This is a genomic window from Micromonospora sp. NBRC 107095, assembly GCF_030269705.1.
In the GTDB taxonomy this organism is placed as follows: domain Bacteria; phylum Actinomycetota; class Actinomycetes; order Mycobacteriales; family Micromonosporaceae; genus Micromonospora; species Micromonospora parva.
Genome location: NZ_BSTU01000005.1, coordinates 573,275 through 597,773, shown reverse-complemented (window position 1 = coordinate 597,773; position 24,499 = coordinate 573,275). Strand labels below are relative to the sequence as shown.

The following is a 24,499-nucleotide window of genomic DNA, read 5'->3' as shown; positions in this document are numbered from 1 at the left end:
CGCTCAGCCCGTACCGATCCGGTAGCCGAGACCGTGGACGGTACGAACCGCGCCCCGGCCCAGCTTGCGGCGCAGGTGATGGACGCAGGCGTCGACGCTGCCCGGGGCGTCGGCATGGTCGAATGCGGTGCTCAGCAGCTCCGCCCGGGTGAAGACCTTCGTCGGCCGGCCGGCGAGGGCACGCAGTACGGCGAACTCGCGGGCGGACAGCGGGACCTCCTCGCCGTCGTCGAGCACCCGCCGGTTACCCACGTCCAACCAGCGCCGCGGCCCCAGCGGCAGCCGGCTCGCCACGTCCTGATGGCGGCGGCGCAACGCCCGGAGCCTCGCCAGCAGCTCGGCGACCTCGAAGGGCTTGACCAGGTAGTCCTCCGCGCCGGCGTCGAGCCCTTCCACCCGATCGTCGAGGGAGCCCCGAGCGGTGAGCAGCAGCACCGGGCAGGTCACGCCGCGCTCCCGCAGCCGGGTGACGATGCCCAGGCCGTCCAGCACCGGCAGCCCGCGGTCGATGACCATGACCTGGTAGTCGCGGGCCAGCGCCTGGCGCAGACCGCTCTGCCCGTCGCCGGCCAGGTCGACCTCGTACCCCTCCTCGGCGAGCAGGTCGGCGAGCAGAGCGGTCAGCGCGCGGTCGTCCTCGACCAGCAGCAGGCGGGGGCGGGCACTCTCCACCGGACCAGTATTCCCCTCCCGGAATCGGAGGATCACCCTATCCGCTGGTCTTGCTATTAGGCATGGACAATCAACATAAGGCAAATAGCGCTCCCGCATTTCTGTGATCTGCGCTGAGGCGGATTTGAATGAGCGATTCGCGACGTCACTTTCCATCGAAACCCGTTATGGGCCTGTTGCGCAGCCGACCCACAAGGAAATCATTTGCCTGGCTAACGTTCTGTCCCGAGGGCCGCCATCCGGACCTGCGCAAGGAGTTCGGCATCGCGTTCGTCTTCATCGCCCACGACATAGGCGTGGTGCGGCACTTCTGCGACCGGGTGGCCGTCATGTACCTGGGCCGGGTCGCTAAGATCGCCGACCGCGACGCGCTCTACGGCACCCCGCAGCACCCGTACACCCAGGCGTTGCTGTCCGCCGTGCCCGACCTGGGAACGGTGCGCGGCGCCGCACCCAAGCCGCGGATCCGACTGGCCGGTGACGTTCCCGGCCCGACGGACCCGCCGACCGGCTGCCGGTTCCGCAGCCGCTGCTGGAAGGCCGAGGAGGTCTGCGCCACCACGACCCCGCCACTGGTGCAGGTGGGCACACGGCCGCGTGCCACTTCGCCGGATCACTGGACGACGAGCCGGCCGCCGCGCCGGTGGCCTGAGACACCAACGCTGGCCCGGGTGCCTGCCGGCTAGGGCACCCGTCCGAGGTACGCCAGCATCGTCTCGCGGCTGCTCGGCAGGCCGTACTCACCGACGAGCATGGCCACGTCGTCGAACTCCTGCCAGCCGATCAGCCACGGCTCGGTCGACCGGCCCAACGCCTCGACGAGCCGTCGCTGCCGGGGTGGCAACGCCGCGACCGGCGTGCCGGCCGGGGCCGGACCGTCCGGGAACGCGAGGCGCAGCGCCACACCCAGCACCGTCAACGACCGCTCGCCGCTCACGGTGGGCAGCCGGTCGAGCAGCGCGTCGAAGGCGCGGGCCTCGTGCTGCGGGCCGAGCTGCCGCAGGGCGAGGCTCGCGTAACCGCAGAGATCGCCACCGAGGAACGGCACCCACTCGCCGTCCACCGGCTCGGCCGGGGCCTCGCCCGAAGCCGCCGACGCCCAGCCCAACAACTCCGCGACGGTCGCCGGGTCGGCCGCCGCGCCATGGACCCGAGCCCGACCGATCGCGGCGGCCCAGCGGACGAGCGGGCGCGAGTCGGTCAACCACCGGACGTCGGGCGCGGCGCCGAGCAGCCCCGAGGACACCAGCATGGTGGCCACCTCACCGGGCGTCGCCGCGGCGGCGTCGGCCGCGCGGACCAGCGCGGACACGCTGCCGTCGGCCTCCTCCGGAAACCAGGCGATGAGGTACGCCGCGAACAGGCGCACATCCGGATCGGAGTGACCCAGCAGGGCGCGGAACACGGGAACCCCGGCACGCACCGCGTCGTAGGTCGCCAGCGCGACGTACGCCCACAGCCGGCCCTGATCCGCTGCGGACAGCGACTCGACGTAGAGGTATTCGACGTACTCCTTCTGAGTCTCGTCGCTGCCGGTCCACGGCGGCGGTTTCGCCGCGAGCAGCTCCCGGCCCCCCAGGGCGGCCCGGCGGTATTCGGCCACCGGGAAGCCGTCCGGTAGGACACCCTCGTCGTACCCGACGGCCAGGGCGCTCAACAGCCCGAGCACCGCCGCCGGGTCCGGGGTGGTCGCGTCGGTGAGCATCTCCAGCAGGAACGGCACCGCGTAGGCGCTCGCCTCGAACCGGCTGCCCTGGTGGAACACGTTTCCGTAGAGCTCACCAAGGGCCTCGTCCCGAACGGTCCCATCGGGATCGAGCAGGGCGCGCAGTTGGCCGGGCACGTCGGCGGCCGATCCGTAGGCGTGGCCCAGCCGCGCCCAGTCGATGTCGTCAAGTCCGTCGAGCACGCCCCATGCTCTCCCGACCCTCCGACAGGTTGGTCGGGCGGGTCGGTCAGAACTCCTCGTACACCGCCGGGTCCTGATTCGCGAGCCGCCCGTCCGGGCGGCCCAGCGCGCTGATGGCCTCGACCTGCGCGTCGGTGAGCTTGATACCGAAGACGTCCAGGTTCTCGGCCTGCCGCTGCGGGGAGGCGGCCTTGGGCAGCGGGATCACCTGACGGGCCACATGCCAGGCCAGGATCGTCTGCGCCGGGCTGACGCCGTGCGCCGCCGCGATCTCCCCGATCACGGGATGCTGTCGCAGGTCGTTGCCGTGGCCGAGCGGGCTCCACCCCTGCACCAGGATGCCGTGCTCCCGGTGGTAGTCGATCGCCTCCTGCTGCGGGAAGTACGGGTGCACCTCGATCTGGTTGACCACCGGGGCAACACCGGTCTCGGCCACCAGCCGCTCGATGTGCTCCGGCAGGAAGTTGGACAGCCCGATGTGCCGGACCAGGCCACGCTCGCGCGCCTCGATCAGCGCCCGCCACGCCTGTACGTACAGGTCTTCCCTGGGGTTCGGCCAGTGGATCAGATACAGGTCGATGTGGTCGAGGCCGGTGCGGAAGACACTCTCCTCGACGGTGGTCAGCGCCTCGTCGTAGCGGTGGTGCCGCCCCGGCAGCTTCGAGGTGACGATCAGCTCGTCCCGCACGTCGCCGGCCGACCGCGCCGCGCGGCCGACCGCGCCCTCGTTCTCGTAGTTGAAGGCCGAGTCGAGCAACCGGTAACCCGCCCGGATCGCCTGCCCGATCGCGTCGACACCCGCCGAGCCGTTCAGCTTGTACGTGCCGAGCCCGATCGCCGGCAGAGTCGTGCCGTCGGCGGCCGTCAGATGCGGAATCGTCATGATCGGAACCCTACCCGCGTGAGCCGCCCCGCAGGCGTGTCCTACGCCCCGGACGGCCCCTCAGGCAGACCCGTCACCAGCGGGGGCGTCCCGGATGGCGAGTGCCGCCTGGACGAGCGCGGCGTGGGTCAGCGTCTGCGGGTAGTTGCCGAGGTGGGCACCCGTCGCCGGGTCCACCTCTTCGGCGTAGAGGCCGAGAGGGCTGGCGTGGTCGACCATGGCCCGGAACAGCTCGACGGCCTCGCGGCGACGCCCGGTGCGGGCAAGGCCCTGTACGAGCCAGAACGAGCACGGCAGGAACGCGCCCTCGGTGCCGGGCAGGCCGTCACGTCCGGGCGGGTAGCGGTAGAGCAGCGGGCCGCCGGCGGACAACCTGTCCCGCACGGCGTCGACGGTGCCCCGCACCCGAGGGGACTCGGCCCGGTCCATGTCCAGCAACGGCAGGACGAGCACCGCCGCGTCGAGATCGGCGGAGCCGTACCCGCGGACGTAGCTGTCCGCCTCCGCGTCGAAGCCGCGCGTCCGGACCTCGGCGGCGATGGCATCACGGGCGTGCTGCCAGCGTTGACGCTGAGCCTCCCGCAGGGGGTGCGTGTCGGCGATGGCCAGGGCGCGGTCCAGGGCGAGCCAGCCCATGAGCTTGGAATGGACGTGCTGGCCGGGCTCCCGGACCTCCCAGATGCCGGCATCGGGTTCCTGCCAGCAGCCGACGACCACGTCGGCGAAGCCGCGCACCGCCCGCCACGTCTCGGCGTCCAGGCGGTGCCCCGCCTGCGCGAACGCCCAGGCGGCGTCGATCACCCAGCCGTAGCCGTCGAGCTGGTGCTGACCGGCCGCACCGTTGCCCATCCGCACCGGACGGCTGTCGAGGTATCCGGGCCAACCAGGCAGTTCTCGCTCCGCTGGTACGCGCCGGCCGTGCACGGTGAGCAGCGCCGGCAGGCGTGGCCGTTGCAGCCGGCTGGCGTGCAGCAGCCAGGCGAGGAAACCGCGGGCCTCGTCGGCCTTACCCACGCTGAGGAAGGCGCTGACGCCGATGCTGGCGTCCCGGGGCCAGACATAGCGGTAATCCCAGTTGCGTCCGCCACCGGGATCCTCGGGCAACGACGTGGTCGGTGCGGCCACCGGCGCTTTCGACGGCGAGTAGGTCAGCAGCCGCATTGTGAGCAGGCTTCGGACGACGTGTTCCCGGAACGGCAGCCGCTCGTCGATCTCCGCGGTCCAGGCCCGCCACCGGGCCTCGTCCCCGACGAGCAGGTCCCAGGCGGCCTCCGGCTCGACGTGGATCAGCGGTTCGCGGTGGGCCACGGCCAGGACGAGGGTGACCGGACGGCCTGGCCGGACCGTGACCGAGGTAGGCCGACCCGGTTCAATTCTGAACGGGGGCGTGCTGTCCAGCGCGACCGCGAGCGCCCCCCACTCACACACGAGGCCCTGGCGTCGGTGGTGGGTACGCGGCCGGCGGTGCCGTACGCCGAGGCGGGGATCGAACTCCACCACCGCGTCGACCGGCGCCTGCTCGGCCGACAACCGTCGCACGATCAGCGTCGTCGGCAGCAGCCGACCGCTGACCTCAGCCACCATCGCCTCGGTGAGGCGCAGCCGGCCGTCGCACACCGCCCAGGTGGTCTCCACTGTGGCGGTGTGCCGCTTGTACCGTCGCTCGACGACGGTGGCAGGCCCGGCCGGGCCGACCCGGAAGGTGCCGGCTTCCGGGCCACCGACCAGTCGGCCGAACAGCGGATCGCCGTCGAAACGTGGTACGCACAGCCAGTCCATCGCGCCGTCACTGGACACCAGGGCGGCGGTGCGCGTGTCGCCGAGCAGACCGTAGTCGCTGATCGGTGGCCCGTCAGTCATGGGGATCGCTCCGTGCCGGGCCGCCTGGACGAGCGGTGGGTCACACGGATCACCTGGCTTGCAGGAGCAACCCGAGCAAGGCCCCGTAGACGACGTGGACGACAACCGTGACCAGCGGGGTCTGGATGCCGTAGTTGACGGCGAACAACCCGGGCGGCTCCAACACCGCAGTGCTGGCCGGCCCCGCCCGTTGCGACGCCATCCGCGGGTGGACACCAGGAAGCAGCGGCAGAATCACCGTCAGCGCGATCCCAACGTGCACGATCCCCAACACCGCCCCGATCCACCAGGTGGAACGGTGCAACAGCGCGAACGCGGCCGCGTAGCCGAGCGCGAAACCCTGACCGACGCAGAGGTGCAGGAAGAACCCGACGACCCGCGCCCGGTCCGGGTCCCCGGTGACGAAGGCCCCGAGCACCAGGGGAATGTCGAGCCGGGTGAGACCGGCCAGTTGAGCAGTGATCATCGCCGCGGTGAGCGCCGCGGTGGCGACCAACCCGAACAACGCCCATCCGGCCCAGTCCATCTCAGCGGTCGTCGGCGCCGCGGGCGTTGTCGGTCATCGGTCCACCCTCCGGCTGAACAACGTGAAACCCACGGCCCCGGGCCGCCCACCCGGTGCCCGATTTCTCACCATAAGCCACCTGGCTTACCAGGCTGACCTCCTTGCCCAGACATCCCTTGACCAGTCGACCCCGGGAGACGAGTGTGCCCCTTCGCACCTGTCGTGCTGCCGAGCCCACCGGTCGTCAACCGAGGTCGTCTCCGATGGCCGCTTCGTAAACGGTCTCGACCGGCCGGACCACCTTGACCATCGACGCGAGATACTCGCGCGTTTCCGGGTCCGTGGAGTAGACGATGGTGCCCCGCATCCCGCAGGTCAGCAGAACCTTGTAGGTGTTGCGAATCAGCAAGTACCCCAGCCGGTGGCTGCTGGTCAGCACCGACCGCAGCAGTAGCCGCGTCATCATCGACGAGGACGCGGCGGCCGACGGGCACCTGCGGGTGCTGCACGCTCTCGAACCGATCAGTGCAGAGCCGCACCTCGCCGTCACACCGCCGCCGACGTGGGCAGGTGACTGGTGACCGACTGGAGAAGGCGACGCCTGCGCGTCAGCGGCACCCGGTCTTCAGCTGGCGCGGCTCTCCCGGCTGGCAGCCGCGATGAAGTCCGTCCAGGCCTGGGCGGTGAAGGTGAGTTGCGGTCCCGTGGAATCCTTCGAGTCGCGCACGGCGACAACGCCGGGGAGGTTGGTGGCGACCTCGACGCAGTCACCGCCGTTGTCGCCGCTGCGGGTACTTTTGCGCCAGATGGTGCCGCTCAGTTCAGTCATGCCGCATCTCCCCAGCGATCCGCTTGATCATGTCAGTCGATTCTGCCTCGCCGAGGGCCAGCGCATCCAGGCCTCGCCAGACGCGCTGGTAGGCGGCCAGCTCGTCGGGCTTGTCGAGGTACAGGGCGCCGGTCAATGACTCGCTGTAGACCACGGACGGTTCCGGCGCGGTACGACCGCCCTTGGTCGCGGGGAAGTCGAGGATCACAAAGGATCCCGCAACGGCCCCGGGCTGCGGGCCCGCGGCCAGGGGCAGCACCCTGACGCTGACGTTCGGTAGCTCGGACAGTTTGGTGAGGTGAGCGAACTGCTCGGTCATGACGGGTGGGCCGGCAACGCCACGCCGAAGCACCGCCTCGGACAACACGGATTCAACCCTGGGAGCGGCCGGCAGACGCCGAAAGAGCAGTGCCTGCCGTTGAAGCCGGACCTGGACCGCCCGCTCGCGTTCTTCCTCGTTCAGCATCCCGCCAAGGCGATAGAGCGCGCGGGCGTACTCCTTGGTCTGAAGGATCCCAGGGATGAGCGACTCGTCATATCGGCGCAGGTGGGCGGCGGCGGACTCCAAGCCGACGTACAGCTCGAACCAGTTTGGCACCGCATCGCCGTACGCGTGCCACCAGCCCTTCGACTTCGTCTCCGCGGCCAGCCCGCGCATCGCCTCGGTCATCTCCGGCGACACCCCGTACAGCTCGCACATCGCCTTGACGTCGAGTACACGGACGGAGCCCTGGCCGCATTCGAGGCGCCAGATCTTCTGCCGGCTGTATTCGAGGGCCTCGGCGGCGGCGTCGAGTGTCACCCCGGCCTCGTTGCGGAACTGTCGCAGCAGCCGGCCGAGTTGCCGGCGCGGCATTGTCGATCCGATGTCTTCGGGCATCCGCACACTCCCTGGTTCCGTCACGCAACACTGCGTGACCTGCTCCTGCAACTCCTACGGGTTTCAGCAAAGAAAGTCAATGCACAACGGCGAAATTGCGGTGTGGAACGTTGTATTTCCACTGCGGACTGTCGCAGGCTGATCACAGCACGGCGGCCGGCCGGTCCCCCCGAACGGCCGCCGTGCATCCCCGAAGATCCCTGCGCGGCGGGAAGGCAGGCAGACATGAGCGCCAGCAACCAGCGACCAGAGCCGCCGCGCGGCGGCGCGACCTACCGCTCCGCCGCGTACACCGGTCTGCTGCCATGGCAGGTGCGTGAGCGCCGGTTCCCGCCCACCAGGCTCGGACGTCGCGGTTTGAACCCCGACGACGTGTACGCCTTCCTCGACCGGGTCGCCGGCGACATGGCCGCCGTCTACGCGGCCCTCGCCGAAAGCCGCCGCGAAATCGCCCGGATCAAGGCCGGCCTGCGTCGCTGGCAGACCGATCAGGCCCGCGCCCGCAACGAGCGGGACCAGGCCCGATGAGCCAGCGGTACGTCATCCACCTGCCCGTCGTTGCCAACGACCTGCCGGCCGCGCAACGCCTGGCTAGGGTCATCGGCCGATGGATGCTGGTGCTGCCCATGGCAGACCCGGGGGAGGCCACCGTCTCCGAGGAGGACCAGCAGTTCCTCCGTCACCGGGTCTTCTGCGATCTGCTCATGCCGGGCGGCCGGCGTTGCCTCCTGCGCGACGGCCACGACGGCGACTGCTCCCGCCGCCTACGCCGCTGACCCGGCATCTCCAGGCCGTCGGGGCCTGATCGACCTACCGGTCAGCGCTGGTCGAAATCGCCGCGTCCTGATCGACGAGGACGCGGCGGCCGATGGGAACCAGGCGTCAGTCCAATCCGGGCCGCCTGTTGCGAATCCAACGTTGAAACGTGCGGGTGACGGCAGGCGGCTGTCGCGTCGCCCGATGTTGGTGTTCTCGGACGGCAGGTCATCAAGCAGCTTCGAACGTTCGTAAGTGCTCTCCCGGTCACCGGCGGGAGTCCCGCCCGCGCAACAGCACCAGTACGACCAACGACACGAGCATCGCACCGGACCCGAGTAGCACCGCGACGTACAACACCGGACCACCGAACCCCTGGTTGGGGCCCCTCATCAGCATCGCCGCAAAGGTGCAAGCCGCCGATACCAGCATTGCCTGGAGGAACCACCGAGGTTGCCGTCGTAGGTCCTGCCACATCCGTTTGAAGATCACGCCGCCCCGCTCATCGAAAGCCGCTACCGCACATCCGCCGTCATGAGTGCAGGCCTCCCTGCCTGATTGATGGGCCCGGTCGCCATCCAATCCAAGTCTTCTTCGCGGCTGCCGTCGTCCGGAGCTTGGCCGTCACCGCACCTGGAACCGCCCACCTACGCGTCATTGCCCTCGCCGGCTGACCCGGAAACGGTTCGTGACCGACGCCTGCATCAGGTGCGAGACATCGCTAAGGGTCTGGTCCTGTGTGGCGTCAGTGGTAACGGCGCGGATGCGCGTGCTTCCACCGCTGGTCAGGACATAGCCGGTGCCGATTCTACGAGCCGCAAACACGAATAGCTATCAATCGATTGCAGGATGTGCCCGGCCCGAAGCGCCGGTAATCCTGAAGGGCCAGCCCACGGCTGCAGGGGGATTCATGGGTAGTCCTGCACGTCGCCGTCATACGCCTTCCAGTGAGCGTCAGCTACGCCTGGTGCCCGATCCCACCGCCGAAGCAGTGGCTGCCTTCGGTGCCCGAGTCGCGGAGAAGACCGGTCGAGGCGGTGATCCCGAGGATCAGTTGCGCAGTCCTCTGGAAGAGTTGCTTCGTCGCATGGGCCGGCACCTGGGAGTCGACGCGGTTCCCTACGGAGAGGTCCGGCTCGACGTGGTGCGTGCACGCCCCGACTTCGCCGTGGACGTCGGGGGAGTCCGCGTCGGGTACGTCGAGCTGAAAGCCGACGGGCACGGGATCCCCTCGACCTGGCGTCGCCCCACGAAACGTGAGCGCCTGCAGTGGGAAAAGCTCAAGGCCCTACCGAACGTCCTCTACTCCGACGGCACTGCCTGGGCGAGATACACCTACGGAAAACTGGCTGGCCCTGTTGTTCACCTGGCGGGCGACCTCTCCGGCGGTCGACGCCCGCTGCGGCCGAATGGGCCCGAGTTCGAAGCCCTCATCCAGGAATTCCTGCTGTGGCAACCGGAACAGCCGCGAACCCTGGCCCAGCTCATCCGGATCGTCGCCGGGTTGTGTCGGCTGCTCCGCGACGAGGTTGGTGCGATCCTCGCGGACCCCACCCGTGATCTGGCCCACGAGGAGTTGTCGCTGCTCGCCGATGACTGGCGTGACCTGCTGTTTCCCGATCTGGATGACGCCGGCTTCGCGGATGCTTACGCCCAGACCGTCACCTTTGCGCTGCTTCTAGCTCGCATCGACGGAATCGTCTTCGACGAGACCCCAATGCACGAGATCGCCCGTCTGCTCGGCAAGAGACACTCGCTGATGGGCCGGGCTTTGGCGGTGCTCACCGACAACGACGCCGCCTACGAGCTTCGGATGATCGATACCTTGTTGCGGGTCATCGGTTGTGTGGACTGGAGCACCATCGACAACGGGCGGCGCGATATCCACGCCGACTTGTACGAGCGCTTCCTGTCCATCTACGACCCCACGCTGCGACGGCGCAGCGGATCCTTCTACACTCCGCAGCCGGTGGCGGGTGCGGTCGTCGACTTTGTGGACGAGATTCTGCGTGACCGATTCGATCGTGCGTGGGGGTTCGCCGCCCATGATGTCACTGTCGTGGATCCCGCCATGGGTACAGGAACCTTCCTCGTCGAGGTGTTACGAGCGGTCTCGGGGACGATCGACGCCAAGCAGGGTGCGGGCGCGCGGGGACCACAATTGCGGCAGTTCTTCCAACAGCGTCTCGTTGGCTTCGAGATCCAGGCCGCGCCCTACGCCGTCGCCGAACTTCGGCTGCATCAGGCGATGAAGGCGCAGTTCCGCACCGAACTTCCCCCATCCGAGTACCGTTTCCTCACCGACGCGCTGGAAGATCCCGATATTCAGCAGGGCCGGCTGCGGGCGGCGTACCGGGTCATCGAACGCTCTCGCCTGGAGGCGAACCGGATCAAGCGTGAGATGCCAGTCATGGTTGTGGTGGGCAACCCCCCGCACGTGGAGAACACCCGAGGCCGAGCGCCGTGGATCGAAGAGCGGCGAAAGACGCCCCTTCTTCCGGGCACGTGTCCCGATCGGCCTTCGCTCGACGAGTTCCGGGTGCCCGGCGGAGGCCGCTACGAGTCGGACCTCTACGGGCTGCCATGGTGCTTCTGGCGCTGGGCGCTGTGGAAGGCGTTCGAAGCTCACCCCGGGGAACCGCAGGGGATCGTGGCCTTCGTGACGCCGTCGAGCTTCGTCAAGGGCAAGTCCTTCGAGGGCATGCGCGAGTACCTTCGACGAACCTGCGACGAGGGATGGATCATCGAGCTGTCCCCTGAGGGAAACCGACCACAGCAACACACCCGCCTCTTCGGTCCGGACGTCGGCCGGCAGCTCTGCGTAGCAATTTTCGCTCGCTACGGCCAGGGCGACCGAACGACCCCGGCGACTGTCAGGACCCTCGCACTGACCGGCGCGAGGGAGGACAAACTCCAGCGGTTGCAGGAGCTGCGCCTCGCCGATCCGGGGTGGCAGCTCTGCCGCGCGGACTGGCGGGCGCCGTTCCTGCCGGAATCCGACACCGACTGGGGCCGCTACCCGGGATTGAAGCAGCTCTTTCCGGAGTCGTCACGCGGCGTGACAGCAGGACGTACCTGGATCTACTCCCCGGACGCTGACACCCTTGGCCGCCGCTGGCGCAGATTCACCCAGGCGGGGGAGAGCCTGCGCCGACGGATGCTGCCCGAGTCCCGGGACCGCAAGCTCGACACCGTCGTTCGTCCGCTGCCCGGGATGCCGGGACCGGCCAGGCCGCTCGTTGCGGAGACGGGCCCGGCACCGACGCCGGTAAGGGTCGCCTACCGCTCCTTTGACCGACAGTGGGTGCTGCCGGACAGCCGGCTCATGGTGATGCCACGACCACCGCTGTGGGCAGTCCGATCACCGCACCAGATCTACCTGACCGAGCAGAACAGCCAGCCGATCGACAGTGGTCCGGGCGTGACCTTCACCCAGCTGATACCCGACCTGCACCACTACAACGGACGCAGCGGGCGGGTCTTCCCGCTCTACTGCGACACCTCGACAGAGCGGCCGAACATCGCACCAGGGCTCTGCGCGATGCTGGCCGAGACGTTCGCTACCGAGGTGGCGGGCGCCGATGTGATGGCCTACGTCGCCGCAGTCACCGCCCATCCCGGCTACACCGAGCGGTTTCGGCAGGAGCTGCAGCACCCCGGCGTTCGGGTGCCGCTGACAGCGGATGCCAACAGCTGGGCCGAGGCGGTGTCGATCGGTCGCGAGGTGTTGTGGCTGCACACCTTCGGGCAGATCAGCCTGGGTGAGTGCCCGATCTCGTTTCGCGACTTCGTTGATGAGGCGGCGCCAAGGGTGAAGACAGCGATACCGGACGAGCCGGGAGCCCTCCCCGACAGCATCTCCTGGGAGGCGGACAGCGAGACGTTGCTGGTCGGCAACGGGCGCATCGCTCCTGTTCACCGTCGAGTCTGGGAGTACGACGTCGGTGGGATGAGAGTTCTCCGGCACTGGTTCAACTATCGCTGCGCACACCAACGCCACCGACGTCGCTCCTCTCCGCTGGATGACGAGGGCCTGAACCGGTGGAGCAGCGACCTGACCGACGAGCTGCTGGAGATCCTCGCGGTGCTCGGAGGTTGCGTGGCTGCCGAACCGCGGCAGCTGGAACTACTGGATCGCATCTGCACCGGTCGGCTGATCTCTGTGGCAGACCTGGCGGCCGGCGGCGTCCTGCCGGTACAGGGAGCCGCCAAGCTCACCACGGTTGACGAAGGGCGTATCCCGAGGTTGTTCTGACGGCCTCCGTCAATGCGCCACCGACCGCTCGGAACACGTCAACAGGCGTAGCGGTGCTCGCGAAGCATCCGCCTTGTCCCCTCCGGATCGGGACTCTCACCGACCCAGCCCCTCGTCGTGGGTGACGTCGTAGCCGCTCTGGCGCGGCTTCGCCAACAGCGCGCCCGCCTGTGCCGACCCATCAGAATCGACGGCTCGGTCACCGCCGACGCACCGCAAGATCGACAAGCTGCTCCGATACGGGCTGCACGTCGCGGTGGCCAGCGGTCGCCTCCCCTACGACCAGCAGGGCCGCCTCACCTGGCCTGACCGGCGCTCGGTCGTTACGTCACGAGGCGGTAGTCAGGGATGCCCCGGTTGCGTTCCTCGGTCGGCTCGTCCGTAGACCTGGCGGTGACGCCGGCTGGAATAGGTGCCCGGGACACGTAGATGCCCTCCAGGCAGGTGTCGCACCAGAACGAGACGTACCCATGTTCAGCTGCGGGCCGCGCTGTGAAGACAATTCGTAGGGTCCGGTGTCCACAGTTCGGGCAGGCAAGATCGGACGTCGCCGGCAGTGCCCGGTAGACGACGTCGTACGCCGTCAGCCACTCATCGAACGTGGCCATCAACGCGCTCCTTCGGGCCTGACCAAATGATTGGTCCACCACTGTTCCTCATGCGCATAAGCTCGATCCTCGAATGCGTCGATCTCATGACGGCTGGCTGGGTACGGGTGCCCTTGCCGGAGTTCGGCGACATGGAACCGCTCATGCTCAAGGGTACGGGCAAGGTCCTCCTCGCTGCGGAAGGCTTCTCGACAGAGCATGACCGACTCGTCGGGTTTCGTCAGGCCACACACCCCGGACACCCGGTTGTTGATGGTGAGCTGGATGTTCGAGATGTCAATCCCGTACTTCGCGGCAATATTCGTCACCGATTCCACGTTCATCGGCATTCGAGGACCAGCACCTCGACCGCGAACACGACTGAGATCGCTGGGGTCAGCTGACGAGCCCCGTAGTCGCCCCAACGCCTGCTTGAGTTTCTCGATGAGGTCACCGAGTCGGCGTACCTCCGGGATCAGCCGCCGCAGGCTGGCCAGCAACCCGCGCAACAGCCGCGCGATCCGCGCACCCCACGACGCCACCAACGTCGTCACCTGCTCCACGACCAGTGGCGCGGCCAGTCCGCCGGTGATGAGGAGTTCGCCCGCGTACACGATGATGCGGGATACGCAGGTGGCGATGGCGTCGCGGACGAGGAGTCGGACGGCGGCGACCAGGCCGGCGGCGCCTTCGGTGATCGCGGCCAGGGTGTCCGCGCCCTTTGCGAGGCCGGTGATGGCCTGGTGTTGTTCGTTGGCCCAGGCCCGGTAGGCGGGTCCGGCGCTGCCGCCCCAGCCGGCGACGTCGTTGCGGACGGCGCGTGCCAGTTCGGCGGCGTCGTCGCGGAGCGACCCGGCGACGGTGCGCCAGGTCTGGGCGTGTGCGGTGATCTGCGCGGGGTCGCCGGCGAGCCAGTCCAGTGCCTCGCTGAGCGGCTTGACGTGTTCGATGAGCCAGGCGATCCCGTACTGGAGTAGCGCGCCGACCGGGTCGGAGACGAGGGCGAGGGCGTCCAGCCCGGCGCTCACGACGCCGAGGCTGCCGTCGATCCAACTGCCGTTGCGGACGCCCTGCGCGATGAGGTCGATGTCCTCGCAGATCCACACGCCCGCCCAGGCGCTGGGCGGGGTGTCCGCCGCGGCGGCGACGAGCGGGTTCGACGTCACCGCTGCTGCCGCACCTCATCGAGCCGGCGCTGCCGCACCTCATCGAGCCGGCGCTGCCGCACCTCGTCGAGCCGGTGCTGCCGCACGCTGTCGAGCAGGTGTTGGGCGTGGGCGTCTGAGCTGCGGTAGCGGTCCGCGCCGACCCGCAGCCTGCCGGCGGTGTCCCGCACCGATGTGGCGGCGGCGTCGATGCCGCCGACCAGGGCCTGCTGGAGGCCGCCGAGCAGCACCGGCATCATCGCGCAGAGCTGCCCGTAGGCGTCAGCGCCCAACCGGACGTGCTGGCCAGCCTGGTGGGCGGTGTCGAGGCTGCCGGCGCGGCGGTCGAGGCGCGCGGCGTGGGCGGTCAGGTCGTCCGGGTCGACCTGGATGCCGTTACCGGCGGGCATCGTTCGACCCCTGGTCGGGGAGAAGCCGGCTGCGGTACGAGTCGATGATGGCCTGGGCGCTCGTGTCGTCGCCGAGCGTTTCCCCGGCCGCGGTGGTGACCTGTCGGAGCAGGTCGGCGCGGGCGGCGGCGGTGGTTTCCAGGATCTGCCGGGCGGTGTGGGTAGCGGGTTGTTGCCGGATGCGCTCGTCGAGCCTGAGGTCGATCAGGATGCCGGTCGAGTCGACGGTGACCTCGACCGTCCGGTCGGCGTTGCGGGCGGTGCCGGTCAGGTTCCGCATCGTCGTCGACAGCGCCCTGGTGCGTTCCGCCCGTTCGGCGAGCGATGATTCCCACTCGTCGAGCCGGCGCTCCGCCGCGTCGAGCGCGGCGTCGTCCGCCCACATGTCGACCCTCCCCAGGGGAGCGCTGCCGGCGGCAACCGACGACCCCACGGCACGTTACCAATCGATGCCGCTGAGTGCATGCCCGCCAAGGCCAACCTTCCCCGCGCGATCTTGCACTTTCTGGCGGGACAAATGACGCGGAGTCCCGCATCACGACCACCGAAATCGCAAGATCGGCGCGGCGGGGAGGGGCGGGGGAAGGGCGGGGGCGGGGCAGGAGTGGCAATCGGGGCCGTGTGGGGGGCGGGTCGGCGAAGATTGTCCCCGTGACGAGCGACAACATGCGCCGCGGCTGGACCAGCCGAACGGCCTGGCAGGGGCGGATCAACGCTCCGCTGCGCCGGTTCCTGCGCACCGAGACCGGCGGCGCGCGGGTGGTGCTCATCGCCGCGGTGGCCGCTCTCGGCTGGGCGAACCTGCACGTGTCGTCGTACGAGTCGGTCTGGGGCACCTCCCTGTCGATCCAGCTCGGCGGCTGGACCGTGTCGCACGACCTGCGTACCTGGATCAACAGCGGCCTGATGACGTTCTTCTTCCTGGTCGCGGGGCTGGAGTTGCGCCGCGAGTTCGACATCGGCGAGTTGCGGGAGCGGCGTCGCCTGGCGTTGCCCATGCTGGTCGGGATCGGTGGCATGCTCGTGCCGATCGCGATCTATCTCGCGATCAACGCCGGGCGGACCACCGCCGCGGGGTGGGGCGCGGTGATGGCCACGGACACGGCGCTCGCGCTCGGGGCGCTGGCCGTCTTCGGGCCGCGCTTCTCGGAACGGTTGCGGGGTTTCCTGCTGACCGTCGCCGTCGTCGACGACGTGGTGGCGATCGCGGTGCTGGCCATCGCGTACCCGCACCATCCCTCGGTGACGGCGCTGGTCGTCGCGGCGGTGATCTTCGGCGTCGTCCTGCTCGTCCGGGCGTGGGGTGTGCAGTTCGGGCCGATCTACGGGCTGTTAGGGGTGGCGGCCTGGCTGGCGGTCTCGATGTCCGGCGTCGATCCGGTGGCGGTGGGCCTGGTGATGGGGTTGCTGACCTACGCGTACGCCCCCGGTCGCAGCGACCTGCAACACGCCAGCGACCAGTTCCGCCTCTTCCGGGAACAGCCCACCCCACAACTGGCCCGCATGGCCCGGGCCGGGCTCACCGCCGCGCTGTCGCCGAACGAGCGGCTGCAGACGCTCTACCACCCGTGGGCGAGCTATCTGATCGTGCCACTGTTCGCGCTGGCCAACGTCGGGATCGTGATCGACGGCGACCTGTTGGCCAGGGCCGTGACCTCCCCGGTCACGCTCGGCGTCGTGGTGGCGTACGTCGTCGGCAAGCCGGCCGGGATCGTGCTCACCGCGTGGCTGGTGGCCCGGCTGAGCGGCAACCGGTTCCGGCCGCCCGTCGGGTGGCTCGCCGTCCTCGGGGTCGGCACGGTCTCCGGCATCGGGTTCACCGTTGCGCTGCTGATCGCCACCCATGCCCTGGACGGCCCGGCCCTGGACGAGGCGAAGTTCGGCATCCTGGTGGCCACGTTCGGCGCGTCCCTCGTCACCTGGCTGGTGTTCCGCTCCGTCGGCCGGCTCTCGCCGGCTCGGCGGTCACGCGCGCTGCTGGGCGTCACCGAGGGCATCGTCGACCTGATGTTGCCGGTCGACCCGAACCGCGACCACATGCGCGGGTCGCTCGAAGCGCCGGTGACGGTGGTGGAGTACGGCGACTTCGAGTGCCCCTACTGCGGGCAGGCCGAGCCGGTGGTCCGAGAGCTGTTGGCGGATTTCGCCAACGTCCGGTACGTCTGGCGACACCTGCCGCTCACCGACGTCCACCCGCATGCCCAGCTCGCCGCCGAGGCCGCCGAGGCGGCGGGGGAACAGGGCGCGTTCTGGGAGATGCACGACCTGCTGCTCGCTCACCAGGACGCGCTCAACCCCGCCGACGTGCTCGGCTACGCCGAACAGCTCGGCCTGGATCTGGACGGCTTCCGGGAGCACATGGTGAAGCGGATGGGCGTGGACCGGATCGCCGAGGACGTCGACTCCGCCGACCTCAGCGGCGTCACCGGCACCCCGACCTTCTTCATCAACGGCCGTCGACACCACGGCGCGTACGACATCGTCGCGCTCTCGGCGGCAGTGAAGGCGGCGTTCGCGAGCGCGAAGCTGCGCCCCGAGTACCGCCCCCGGGATCCCGATCGCCGCGAGGGCGGGCCGGCGAGCTGACCGCGCGGCGTGGGTGATTCGTCTGTGACATCAGCTCCAAAGGCAACCGCCAAGCCTCCCGCCCACCGCTGTGCAGGCCGGGAGCCAGCGGCAACGGCGGGCGGCGTCCGGCCCTGTGGAACCGCCGGCGGCCTCGCGTTCTACGATCCCCGGCATGCCAACCGAGCCTCCCGGCGTGGCCTCCTCCGCCCTCGACATGGGACCGCTCCCAATCGCCTCGGACATCGCGGACGTCTACCGCGACCTGCTGCGCGTGGCACCCGTGCCGCAGCGGGAGTTCCTGTCCACCGCGTCGCCGGCGGCCGCCCGCGCGCTCGCCGGGTTGCTGGGTAGCGGGGCGGTCCACCGCGACACGGCCGGCGTACTGCACCTGCGGCCACCGCGAACCGCGCTGGAGAGCTGGGCCACCCAGCGTGAGATGGAGGCCGCCCGTGCCCGGGCCGCCGCGGAGGCGCTGTCCGGTCTGTACAGCGCGGTCCACGGCACCGGCGCCGCGTTCGTCGAGGTCGTCGAGGGCAAGCACGCGGTTCGCGAACTGTTCCGTCAGCTCCAGGCCGGTGCCCGCACGGAGGTACGCGGTCTGGAGCGCGGGCCGTACCTGCGCGACACCACCCGGGTGCCGGAAGAGGTCCAGTACGACGGGATGCGGCGCGGCCTGCGCTATCGCTGCGTTTACGAGGGGGAGTTGCTGCACGACGAGGCGATGCTTGCCGCGGTCCGCGCCGCGGTAGCGGCCGGTGAGCAGGCGCGGATCTTCCCGGAGCTGCCGCTGAAGATGATGCTGACCGACAGTGACCGTGGCATCGTCATCCTGCCGCGCGGCGGCGGGGAGGACACCGACGCGCTGCTGGTGCACCGCTCCCGCCTGCTCGACGGGCTCTCCGAGCTGTTCGAGGTGTTCTGGCGACTCGGTGCGCCGATCCACGCCAGCACCGACGCCGCCGAGCCGGACGCCGAGCCCACGGCCGCCACCCAGCGGTTGCTCGCCCTGCTCACCGCGGGCCTCACCGACGAGGCCATCGCCCGCGACCTCGGCGTCAGCAACCGGACCGTGCACCGGCGGGTCAGTCGCCTGCAGGAGCTGCTCGGCGCGCGCAGCCGGTTCCAGCTCGGTGTGCAGGCCAGCCGCCGCGGTTGGCTGTGACTGGCCGGATCCTGACATGGCCGGTCTTCGTCAACGGGGGACCATCGTCGCGAAACACTCCTGATCCAGGGTGGAGCCACTCGATCAACCGCTCCACGAGAGGACGGGACGATGCCCCACCTCACGACCAGCCCGCGCCACCCACGTCGGGTGCGCCGGCCGGCCGCCATCCTCGCCGCGACACTGGTCGCGGCCGTCCTGAGCAGCGGTACGGCCGGCACCCCGGCCGCCGCGGCGAAGGCGGCCGAGCCGGACACCGCGGCCCTGGCCGCGACGCTCGCCACCCAACGGCTCGCCTGGGAGCCGTGCGGGTTGCCCGACGTCGGCGCCGAAGACGAGGCGCAGTTGCGGCTGGCCTGCGCGACGGTCACGGTGCCGCGCGACTGGCACAACCCCGGTGACGGCGCGACGATCCAGGTCCGGATCAGCCGTACCGTCGCCTCCGGTAGTGACCGCAAGGGGATCCTGCTGGTCAACCCGGGCGGCCCCGGCGGCAGCGGCCTGTCGCTGGCGCCCTACGTGGCGCGGTCCGCGCCCGCCCTCGCCGAGCACTACGACGTGATCGGGTTCGACCCGCGTGGTGTCGGTCAGAGCACCCCGCTGCTCTGCACGGTCACCTACCGCGACACCGACAACACCAACGACCTGATCACCCGGGCCAACGTGGCCGGTTGCCGCAGCACCGAGCTGACGAAGTACATCACTACCGAGCAGACCACCTACGACATGGACTTCATCCGGGTGCTGCTGGGTGAGCGCAAGCTCAACTACCTCGGCTACTCGTACGGCACCTGGCTGGGCACCTGGTACGCGGCGACGTTCGGCAGCCGCACCGACCGGATGGTGCTCGACTCGGTGGCCGCGGTCGGTTCGCGCACCCTGCAGGAGACCTGGGACCTGCAGCCGTTCACCCGCGACCGGGCGTTCCAGGAGCAGTTGCTGCCGTACATGGCCCGCCACGACGATCTGTACGGCCGGGGCACCGACCCGATGAAGATCCGGGAGATGTTCGAGCGGGCCGGCGGCACCCGCGTCGGCATGGGTCCGTTCATGTTCGGCTGGTTCATCCTCGGCGCTCTCTACGACACCCAGAACTACCCGGTCGCCGCGGCGGCGGTGAACACCGTGATCGAGTACTACGAGGAGTGGAACGGCTGGACGCCCGAGCAGATCCTCACCGCTGCCAGCGCGAAGCTGCGCGTGGCGCCGGGGGTCACCGCCGACGGCCGGGCGTACGTCGAGCAGGCGCGGGTCTCCGCCGAGGCGGCCCTGAAGACGCAGCGTGATCGTGCCCAGCTGGTTCAGGCCGCGGACGAGTACACGTACGACATCGACTACGTCTTCGAGGTGATCCGCTGCCAGGACGGGCAGTGGAACGACAGCGTCGCGTACTGGAACGCGTTCAGCCGGCGACTGACCCGCGACGCCCCGCTGGTCGCGCCGTACCTGCAGAACCCGCCCGCCTGCGCGTACTGGCCGACCAGCAACCGGATGCCGACGTTCGACCGGAAGACGTTCCCGAAGGTGCTGATGCTCCAGGACGAGCTCGATGTCGCCACGGCCTACGAAGGTGCGCTGGCGGCGTCGAAGAAGCTGCCGGGAGCCTCGATGATCAGCGTCGACAACGAGGGCAGCCACGGCGTCTTCCCGTACTACACGCCCTGCGTGGACGACCCGGTGTACGCCTACCTGCTGGACGGCCGCCTGCCCGCCCAGACGTACACGGGTTGCCAGGCGGTGCCGCTGCCGGGCGAGACGGAGGTGTTCGAGGTGGGCGGCAAGCTGACCGGCAAGGGAACGGTGCGGACCCGTCTGATCACCGACGAGATGCGGGCGGCGAACCGCATGCTCAAGCGGATGCTGCGGACCGAGCCGGGGCCCTCGTACCCGGAGTGATCGGCCGGGGTTGCGGGCGGTGCACGGCCGCCCGCAACCCCCGCTGTCGCACGTCGGCTCTTGACTCTCGGGAAACATCAGGCCACCATCTGACAACGTTGTCACGGATCTCCGCCGTCTGACAACGTTGTCACTTCTGGAGGCACGATGTCCGAGCCATCGCCGATTTCGCGGCGTACCTTCCTCTCCGCCGGTGCGACGCTGCTCGCCTCGGTCGGGGTGACAGCGGTCCTGCCGGACGCCCTCGCGTCCGCCGCCGGGCCGACGCCGAGCACCACCCCGACCACCACCGACCTCGCCCGGTACCGCCCGGTGGCGGTCTCCTCGACCGACTACGCCCCGACACCCGCCACCTTCGCCGTGGACGGCCTGCCGCTGGTGGGCGTGCGGGGGAGCGGGTGGCGGGCCGCCAACGGCGATCCACAGTGGATCTCGGTGGACCTCGAGGCGCCGTGCCGGGTCGAGGCCGTCTGCCTGGTCTTCGAGGCCACGCTCACCGACGCGCCGTTCGACGGCAACTACACCGACACCGACGGTGACGAGATCCTGTCCAGCGCCGCGACGGCGTACCGGATCGAGGTCTCCACCGACGGCCGTTCCTGGCGGTCGGTGTACGAGACCAGCGAGGGGCAGGGCGGCACACAGACCATCAGGCTGCCCGAGCCCGTCACCGCCCGGTGGATCCGGATGACCGCCACGAAGCGATCGAACAGCAACCCGGTGGGCCTCAACGGCTTCCAGGTCTACGGTGTACCGCTGGCCGGCCGGCCGAAGGCCGCGGGTTGGACCAGTTGGGAGGGCGGCAACACCGGCCCGGCCCCCGAGTTGAGAGTCGCCGCCGACGGTACGGTCCCGCTGGAGTCGGGCTGGTCGTTGACGATGGACGACTTCGCCGGCACAGTCGACGGCGCCGAACTCTCCCGCGCCGGTGTCGACGTCCGGTCCTGGCTGCCGGCAACGGTGCCCGGCACCGTGCTGGGCACCCTGGTCGAGCAGGGTCACCTGCCCGACCCCGTGGCCGGCTTCAACAACATGCGCATCCCGGAGGCGCTGTCACGGCACGCCTGGTGGTACCGGCGTGCGCTGCGACTGCCACGCGAGATGGACACCTCGGCCGGCCGACGGATCTGGCTGGAGTTCGACGGGATCAACCACGAGGCGATCGCCTGGGTCAACGGCGTCCAGGTCGGCACCGTCACGCACCCGTTCGCGCGGGCGGCCTTCGACATCACCGACGCGCTCGCCGGTCACCGTGGCGAGCACGTCCTCGCCGTCCGGGTCACCCCGATGCCGCACCCGGGCACCCCCGGCGACAAGGGCCCGGACGGCCGTACCTTCCTCCAGTCGGCCCACCACTACCTGGACGCGCCGACCTACCTGGCGGTCTCCGGGTGGGACTGGATGCCCGCCGTCCGCGACCGGGTCACCGGCCTCTGGGACCACGTCCGGCTGCGCAGCACCGGCGCCGTGGTCATCGGTGACCCGCACGTGCAGACCACGTTGCCCGACCTGCCCGGTACCGACACCGCCGAGGTCACCATCCGGGTGCCGGTCCGCAACGCGGCGGCCAGCGCCACCACGGTCACCGTCCGCGCCGAGTTCGACAAGGTACGCGTCGAGGCCGCGGTGACCGTCCCCGGCGGTGCGAACACCACTGTCACCTTCAGCCCGGAGCGCTTCCCCGCGTTGCGGCTGCGCAAGCCCCGGCTCTGGTGGCCCAACGGCTACGGCGACCCGCACCTGTACGACCTCACGCTCACCGCCACCGTCAACCGCTCGGTCAGCGACCGGCGTTCGCTCCGCTTCGGCGTCCGCGAGTTCGCCTACGACTGGCACCAGCCGGTCGTCATCTCGCCCCCCGGCAAGCCGGCGCTGGAGTTCGTCGACGGCGCCGCGACCCAGACGGTCACGTTCGACCGTCAGCACGCCCGGCACGTACGCATCCAGGCCGGCCAGCGCGCCACCGGTTGGGGCGTCTCGATGTTCTCGCTGTCGGTCGCCGACGGCACCGGCCCGGATCTCGCCCTGCGCCGCGACGCCACCGCGTCGTCCTCGGAGAACGACAGCAACCTTCCCGGCCGGGCCGTCGACGGCGATCCGGCGACCCGGTGGGCCTCCCAGGCCGAGGACGACCAGTGGATCCAGGTCGACCTCGGCGCGGCGGTCGACTTCGACCGGGTCACCATCGTGTGGGAGCAGGCGTACGCGCTGGACTACCGCGTCCAGGTCTCCGCCGACGGGAACGCCTGGACCGACGTGAAGGCCGTCAGCAACGACACCCCACTGGGCAGCCGCGCCACCCAGGTCGAGACGTTCCCCAGCCAGACCGCCCAGCACCTGCGCATCCAGACCGGTGCGCGGGCGACGTCGTGGGGTGTGTCCATGTGGGCGCTCTCGGTGCAGCGGCAGGCCGAGCCGGACGTCGACCTGGCGCTGCGCCGCACCGCCACCGCGTCGTCGTCCGACGGCGACTCCAACGGCCCGGATCGGGCCGTCGACGGCAACCCGCGAACCCGGTGGTCGTCGAGGTTCGAGGACAACCAGTGGATCCAGGTCGACCTCGGCGCTCCCGTCGCGTTCGACCAGGTCACCATCGTCTGGGAGCAGGCGTACGCCCGCGACTTCGTCATCCAGGTCTCCGCCGACGGCCAGCGCTGGACCGACGTCAAGGCGGTCAGCAACAAGATCACCGAGCTGAAGATCACGGTGAACGGCGTGCCGGTGTTCGCCCGTGGCGGCAACTGGGGCTGGGACGAGCTGCTGCGCCGGGTGCTGCCCGACCGGCTGGCCGACACGGTCGAGATGCACCGCGACATGAACTTCACGATGATCCGCAACTGGCTCGGCAGCAGCAACCGCGAGGAGCTGTACCAGGCCTGCGACGAGCAGGGCATCCTGGTGTGGAACGACTTCTGGCAGGCCGGCGCGTTCCTGCCCAACCCGCCCGGCTACGTCGACATCGCCGCCGACACCATCCGGCGCTTCCGCCACCATCCGAGCATCGTCGTCTGGTGCGGGGCCAACGAGGGGGACCCGCCGCCGATCGTCGACGCCGGGCTCAAGCAGGCCGTCGCCACCGAGCACCCGGAGATCCTCTACATCCCCAACTCCGCCAGCGGCATCGTGAGCGGGCGTGGGCCGTACGGCTGGGTCGACCCGACGACCTACACCGACAAGACGATCTACGAGGCGGACTCGTTCGGCTTCCACACCGAGATCGGCATGCCGGTGGTGTCGGTGACCGAGAGCATGCGCAACCTCGTCGGGGACGCTCCGGAGTGGCCGATCGGTGAGGTGTGGAACTACCACGACTGGTCGACCGTCGGTAACCAGCGCGTCGGCACGTACCAGTCGGCGATCGACGCGCGCCTCGGTGAGTCCGGCTCGCTCGACGAGTTCGCCACCCGGGCGCAGTTCGTCAACTACGAGAGCCACCGCGCGATGTTCGAGGCGTGGAACGCCAACCTGTGGCAGGACGCCACCGGTCTGCTGCTGTGGATGTCGCACCCGGCGTGGCACAGCACGGTCTGGCAGACCTACGACTACGACCTCGACGTGAACGGCGCCTACTACGGCGCCCGCAAGGGGTGCGAGCCGGTGCACGTCCAGGCCGACCCGGGCACCTGGCAGGTGCGGGTGGTCAACCACACCGCCGCGCCGCTGAGCGGGGTCACCGTGAGCGCCCGACGCTACGACCTGAGCGGCCGGTCGTTGGGTCCGGCGCGGCGTCAGCGGGTGGACGTGGCCCGCTCGGCCACGACGGAGGTCTTCCCCCTCGCCGCGCCGGACGGCGGCGGGCTGCACCTGGTGCGGCTGGAGCTGCGCGACAGCCGCGACCGGCTGCTCGCGGAGAACACCTACTGGCGCTACGACAAGGCCGAGCAGATGCGGGCGCTCAACGATGTACCGAGCACCCGACTGTCGACGTCGTCGAGCAGCGTACGCGTCGTGGACGGGCGCAACACCGTCACCACGACCGTCCGCAACCAGGGCCGTACGGTCGCCGCGCTGGTCCGGCTCGCCGTGCGCGACAAGGACGGCAGCCGGGTTCTGCCGGCCCGCTACGACGACAACTATTTCTGGCTGTTGCCGGGGGAGACCCGCGAGGTGCGGATCTCCTGGCCGGCGCGGCCGGGTGTCGCCCATCAGGTCACGGTGACCGCGCAGGCATACAACTCCTAG

The 24,499-nt window shown here is 69.9% G+C and carries 22 protein-coding genes; 9 read left to right on the top strand and 13 right to left on the bottom strand.

All coding sequences use genetic code 11. The annotated features are described in order from the left end of the window. Nucleotides 1-3: 3 nt before the first annotated feature. The gene (locus tag QSK15_RS25520) at nt 4-672 is read right to left on the bottom strand and encodes a response regulator transcription factor (RefSeq protein ID WP_285796677.1); all 669 of its coding nucleotides are present in this window, start codon (nt 670-672) and stop codon (nt 4-6) included. A 167-nt stretch (nt 673-839) separates the two neighbouring features. Here QSK15_RS25520 and QSK15_RS25515 point away from each other — a divergent pair, with 167 nt between their 5' ends. After that, nucleotides 840-1,358, top strand: coding sequence for an oligopeptide/dipeptide ABC transporter ATP-binding protein (locus QSK15_RS25515; RefSeq protein ID WP_502889648.1), 519 nt, complete (start codon nt 840-842; stop codon nt 1,356-1,358). On the opposite strand, the gene QSK15_RS25510 is transcribed toward QSK15_RS25515, so the two are convergent. From QSK15_RS25510 to QSK15_RS25490, 5 genes are all read right to left on the bottom strand, one after another. Beyond that, nucleotides 1,355-2,581: a hypothetical protein gene (locus QSK15_RS25510; RefSeq protein WP_285796676.1), complete on the bottom strand. Its 1,227-nt coding sequence runs from the start codon at nt 2,579-2,581 to the stop codon at nt 1,355-1,357. The genes QSK15_RS25515 and QSK15_RS25510 overlap by 4 nt on opposite strands. A 46-nt stretch (nt 2,582-2,627) precedes the next feature. Further along, the gene (locus tag QSK15_RS25505) at nt 2,628-3,464 is read right to left on the bottom strand and encodes an aldo/keto reductase (protein WP_285796675.1); all 837 of its coding nucleotides are present in this window, start codon (nt 3,462-3,464) and stop codon (nt 2,628-2,630) included. Nucleotides 3,465-3,524: 60 nt separating this feature from the next. Next, on the bottom strand, nt 3,525-5,324 hold the full coding sequence (locus QSK15_RS25500) for a glycoside hydrolase family 15 protein (RefSeq protein ID WP_285796674.1): 1,800 nt from the start codon (nt 5,322-5,324) through the stop codon (nt 3,525-3,527). A gap of 49 nt (nt 5,325-5,373) precedes the next feature. Further along, nucleotides 5,374-5,850: a hypothetical protein gene (locus QSK15_RS25495; RefSeq protein ID WP_285796673.1), complete on the bottom strand. Its 477-nt coding sequence runs from the start codon at nt 5,848-5,850 to the stop codon at nt 5,374-5,376. A gap of 223 nt (nt 5,851-6,073) precedes the next feature. Beyond that, complete coding sequence (locus tag QSK15_RS25490; RefSeq protein ID WP_285796672.1) at nt 6,074-6,238, bottom strand: hypothetical protein; 165 nt, start codon at nt 6,236-6,238, stop codon at nt 6,074-6,076. Between QSK15_RS25490 and QSK15_RS25485 the strand changes: the two genes are divergently transcribed. Next, nucleotides 6,225-6,410: a hypothetical protein gene (locus QSK15_RS25485; RefSeq protein WP_285796671.1), complete on the top strand. Its 186-nt coding sequence runs from the start codon at nt 6,225-6,227 to the stop codon at nt 6,408-6,410. The two genes, QSK15_RS25490 and QSK15_RS25485, sit on opposite strands and share 14 nt — an antisense overlap. 44 nt (nt 6,411-6,454) lie before the next feature. On the opposite strand, the gene QSK15_RS25480 is transcribed toward QSK15_RS25485, so the two are convergent. Together QSK15_RS25480 and QSK15_RS25475 are read right to left on the bottom strand one after the other, a co-directional pair. Then, the gene (locus QSK15_RS25480) at nt 6,455-6,658 is read right to left on the bottom strand and encodes a DUF397 domain-containing protein (RefSeq protein ID WP_285796670.1); all 204 of its coding nucleotides are present in this window, start codon (nt 6,656-6,658) and stop codon (nt 6,455-6,457) included. Further along, the gene (locus tag QSK15_RS25475; protein WP_285796669.1) at nt 6,651-7,538 is read right to left on the bottom strand and encodes a helix-turn-helix domain-containing protein; all 888 of its coding nucleotides are present in this window, start codon (nt 7,536-7,538) and stop codon (nt 6,651-6,653) included. Before QSK15_RS25475 ends, QSK15_RS25480 begins: the two co-directional genes overlap by 8 nt. A gap of 225 nt (nt 7,539-7,763) precedes the next feature. Here QSK15_RS25475 and QSK15_RS25470 point away from each other — a divergent pair, with 225 nt between their 5' ends. After that, nucleotides 7,764-8,066, top strand: coding sequence for a DivIVA domain-containing protein (locus QSK15_RS25470; protein WP_285796668.1), 303 nt, complete (start codon nt 7,764-7,766; stop codon nt 8,064-8,066). After that, complete coding sequence (locus QSK15_RS25465) at nt 8,063-8,314, top strand: hypothetical protein (protein WP_285796667.1); 252 nt, start codon at nt 8,063-8,065, stop codon at nt 8,312-8,314. The genes QSK15_RS25470 and QSK15_RS25465 overlap by 4 nt, the downstream gene beginning before the upstream one ends. A gap of 247 nt (nt 8,315-8,561) precedes the next feature. Here QSK15_RS25465 and QSK15_RS25460 read toward each other — a convergent pair whose 3' ends face one another. Beyond that, on the bottom strand, nt 8,562-8,693 hold the full coding sequence (locus QSK15_RS25460; RefSeq protein WP_285796666.1) for a hypothetical protein: 132 nt from the start codon (nt 8,691-8,693) through the stop codon (nt 8,562-8,564). A gap of 568 nt (nt 8,694-9,261) precedes the next feature. Here QSK15_RS25460 and QSK15_RS25455 point away from each other — a divergent pair. Further along, entirely contained in the window at nt 9,262-12,549 is a 3,288-nt protein-coding gene (locus QSK15_RS25455; protein ID WP_285796665.1) for a type ISP restriction/modification enzyme, read from the top strand. Nucleotides 12,550-12,872: 323 nt separating this feature from the next. Here QSK15_RS25455 and QSK15_RS25450 read toward each other — a convergent pair whose 3' ends face one another. The 4 genes from QSK15_RS25450 to QSK15_RS25435 are packed head-to-tail and all read right to left on the bottom strand — an operon-like array spanning nt 12,873 to nt 15,076. Further along, on the bottom strand, nt 12,873-13,157 hold the full coding sequence (locus tag QSK15_RS25450) for a hypothetical protein (protein WP_285796664.1): 285 nt from the start codon (nt 13,155-13,157) through the stop codon (nt 12,873-12,875). Beyond that, nucleotides 13,157-14,302: a WXG100 family type VII secretion target gene (locus QSK15_RS25445; protein WP_285796663.1), complete on the bottom strand. Its 1,146-nt coding sequence runs from the start codon at nt 14,300-14,302 to the stop codon at nt 13,157-13,159. The genes QSK15_RS25450 and QSK15_RS25445 overlap by 1 nt, the downstream gene beginning before the upstream one ends. Beyond that, nucleotides 14,299-14,691 carry a type VII secretion target gene (locus QSK15_RS25440; RefSeq protein WP_285796662.1) on the bottom strand — a complete coding sequence of 131 codons (393 nt, stop codon included), beginning with the start codon at nt 14,689-14,691 and terminating at the stop codon, nt 14,299-14,301. Before QSK15_RS25440 ends, QSK15_RS25445 begins: the two co-directional genes overlap by 4 nt. Beyond that, on the bottom strand, nt 14,678-15,076 hold the full coding sequence (locus QSK15_RS25435; protein WP_285796661.1) for a YbaB/EbfC family DNA-binding protein: 399 nt from the start codon (nt 15,074-15,076) through the stop codon (nt 14,678-14,680). The genes QSK15_RS25440 and QSK15_RS25435 overlap by 14 nt, the downstream gene beginning before the upstream one ends. Before the next feature lie 281 nt (nt 15,077-15,357). On the opposite strand from QSK15_RS25435, the gene QSK15_RS25430 reads away from it, so the two are divergent. The 4 genes from QSK15_RS25430 to QSK15_RS25415 all read left to right on the top strand — a co-directional run bounded on the left by QSK15_RS25430 (nt 15,358) and on the right by QSK15_RS25415 (nt 24,499). Next, nucleotides 15,358-17,277 carry a Na+/H+ antiporter NhaA gene (locus QSK15_RS25430; protein WP_377621675.1) on the top strand — a complete coding sequence of 640 codons (1,920 nt, stop codon included), beginning with the start codon at nt 15,358-15,360 and terminating at the stop codon, nt 17,275-17,277. A 154-nt stretch (nt 17,278-17,431) separates the two neighbouring features. Then, on the top strand, nt 17,432-18,421 hold the full coding sequence (locus QSK15_RS25425; RefSeq protein WP_285796659.1) for a LuxR C-terminal-related transcriptional regulator: 990 nt from the start codon (nt 17,432-17,434) through the stop codon (nt 18,419-18,421). Nucleotides 18,422-18,532: 111 nt separating this feature from the next. Then, nucleotides 18,533-20,317 (top strand): alpha/beta hydrolase, encoded by a 1,785-nt coding sequence (locus QSK15_RS25420; protein ID WP_285796658.1) that lies wholly within the window; start codon nt 18,533-18,535, stop codon nt 20,315-20,317. 147 nt (nt 20,318-20,464) lie between these two features. Further along, nucleotides 20,465-24,499, top strand: a complete 4,035-nt coding sequence (locus QSK15_RS25415) for a discoidin domain-containing protein (RefSeq protein WP_285796657.1) — start codon at nt 20,465-20,467, stop codon at nt 24,497-24,499.

What these genes read in the sequence shown, in the direction of transcription:
- QSK15_RS25515 (WP_502889648.1), top strand. Translation starts at nt 840, where the DNA reads ATGGGCCTGTTGCGCAGCCGACCCACAAGGAAATCATTTGCCTGGCTA.
- QSK15_RS25505 (WP_285796675.1), bottom strand. Translation starts at nt 3,464, where the DNA reads ATGACGATTCCGCATCTGACGGCCGCCGACGGCACGACTCTGCCGGCG.
- QSK15_RS25500 (WP_285796674.1), bottom strand. Translation starts at nt 5,324, where the DNA reads ATGACTGACGGGCCACCGATCAGCGACTACGGTCTGCTCGGCGACACG.
- QSK15_RS25495 (WP_285796673.1), bottom strand. Translation starts at nt 5,850, where the DNA reads ATGGACTGGGCCGGATGGGCGTTGTTCGGGTTGGTCGCCACCGCGGCG.
- QSK15_RS25480 (WP_285796670.1), bottom strand. Translation starts at nt 6,658, where the DNA reads ATGACTGAACTGAGCGGCACCATCTGGCGCAAAAGTACCCGCAGCGGC.
- QSK15_RS25475 (WP_285796669.1), bottom strand. Translation starts at nt 7,538, where the DNA reads ATGCCCGAAGACATCGGATCGACAATGCCGCGCCGGCAACTCGGCCGG.
- QSK15_RS25470 (WP_285796668.1), top strand. Translation starts at nt 7,764, where the DNA reads ATGAGCGCCAGCAACCAGCGACCAGAGCCGCCGCGCGGCGGCGCGACC.
- QSK15_RS25465 (WP_285796667.1), top strand. Translation starts at nt 8,063, where the DNA reads ATGAGCCAGCGGTACGTCATCCACCTGCCCGTCGTTGCCAACGACCTG.
- QSK15_RS25460 (WP_285796666.1), bottom strand. Translation starts at nt 8,693, where the DNA reads ATGCTGATGAGGGGCCCCAACCAGGGGTTCGGTGGTCCGGTGTTGTAC.
- QSK15_RS25450 (WP_285796664.1), bottom strand. Translation starts at nt 13,157, where the DNA reads ATGGCCACGTTCGATGAGTGGCTGACGGCGTACGACGTCGTCTACCGG.
- QSK15_RS25440 (WP_285796662.1), bottom strand. Translation starts at nt 14,691, where the DNA reads ATGCCCGCCGGTAACGGCATCCAGGTCGACCCGGACGACCTGACCGCC.
- QSK15_RS25435 (WP_285796661.1), bottom strand. Translation starts at nt 15,076, where the DNA reads ATGTGGGCGGACGACGCCGCGCTCGACGCGGCGGAGCGCCGGCTCGAC.
- QSK15_RS25430 (WP_377621675.1), top strand. Translation starts at nt 15,358, where the DNA reads ATGCGCCGCGGCTGGACCAGCCGAACGGCCTGGCAGGGGCGGATCAAC.
- QSK15_RS25425 (WP_285796659.1), top strand. Translation starts at nt 17,432, where the DNA reads ATGCCAACCGAGCCTCCCGGCGTGGCCTCCTCCGCCCTCGACATGGGA.
- QSK15_RS25420 (WP_285796658.1), top strand. Translation starts at nt 18,533, where the DNA reads ATGCCCCACCTCACGACCAGCCCGCGCCACCCACGTCGGGTGCGCCGG.
- QSK15_RS25415 (WP_285796657.1), top strand. Translation starts at nt 20,465, where the DNA reads ATGTCCGAGCCATCGCCGATTTCGCGGCGTACCTTCCTCTCCGCCGGT.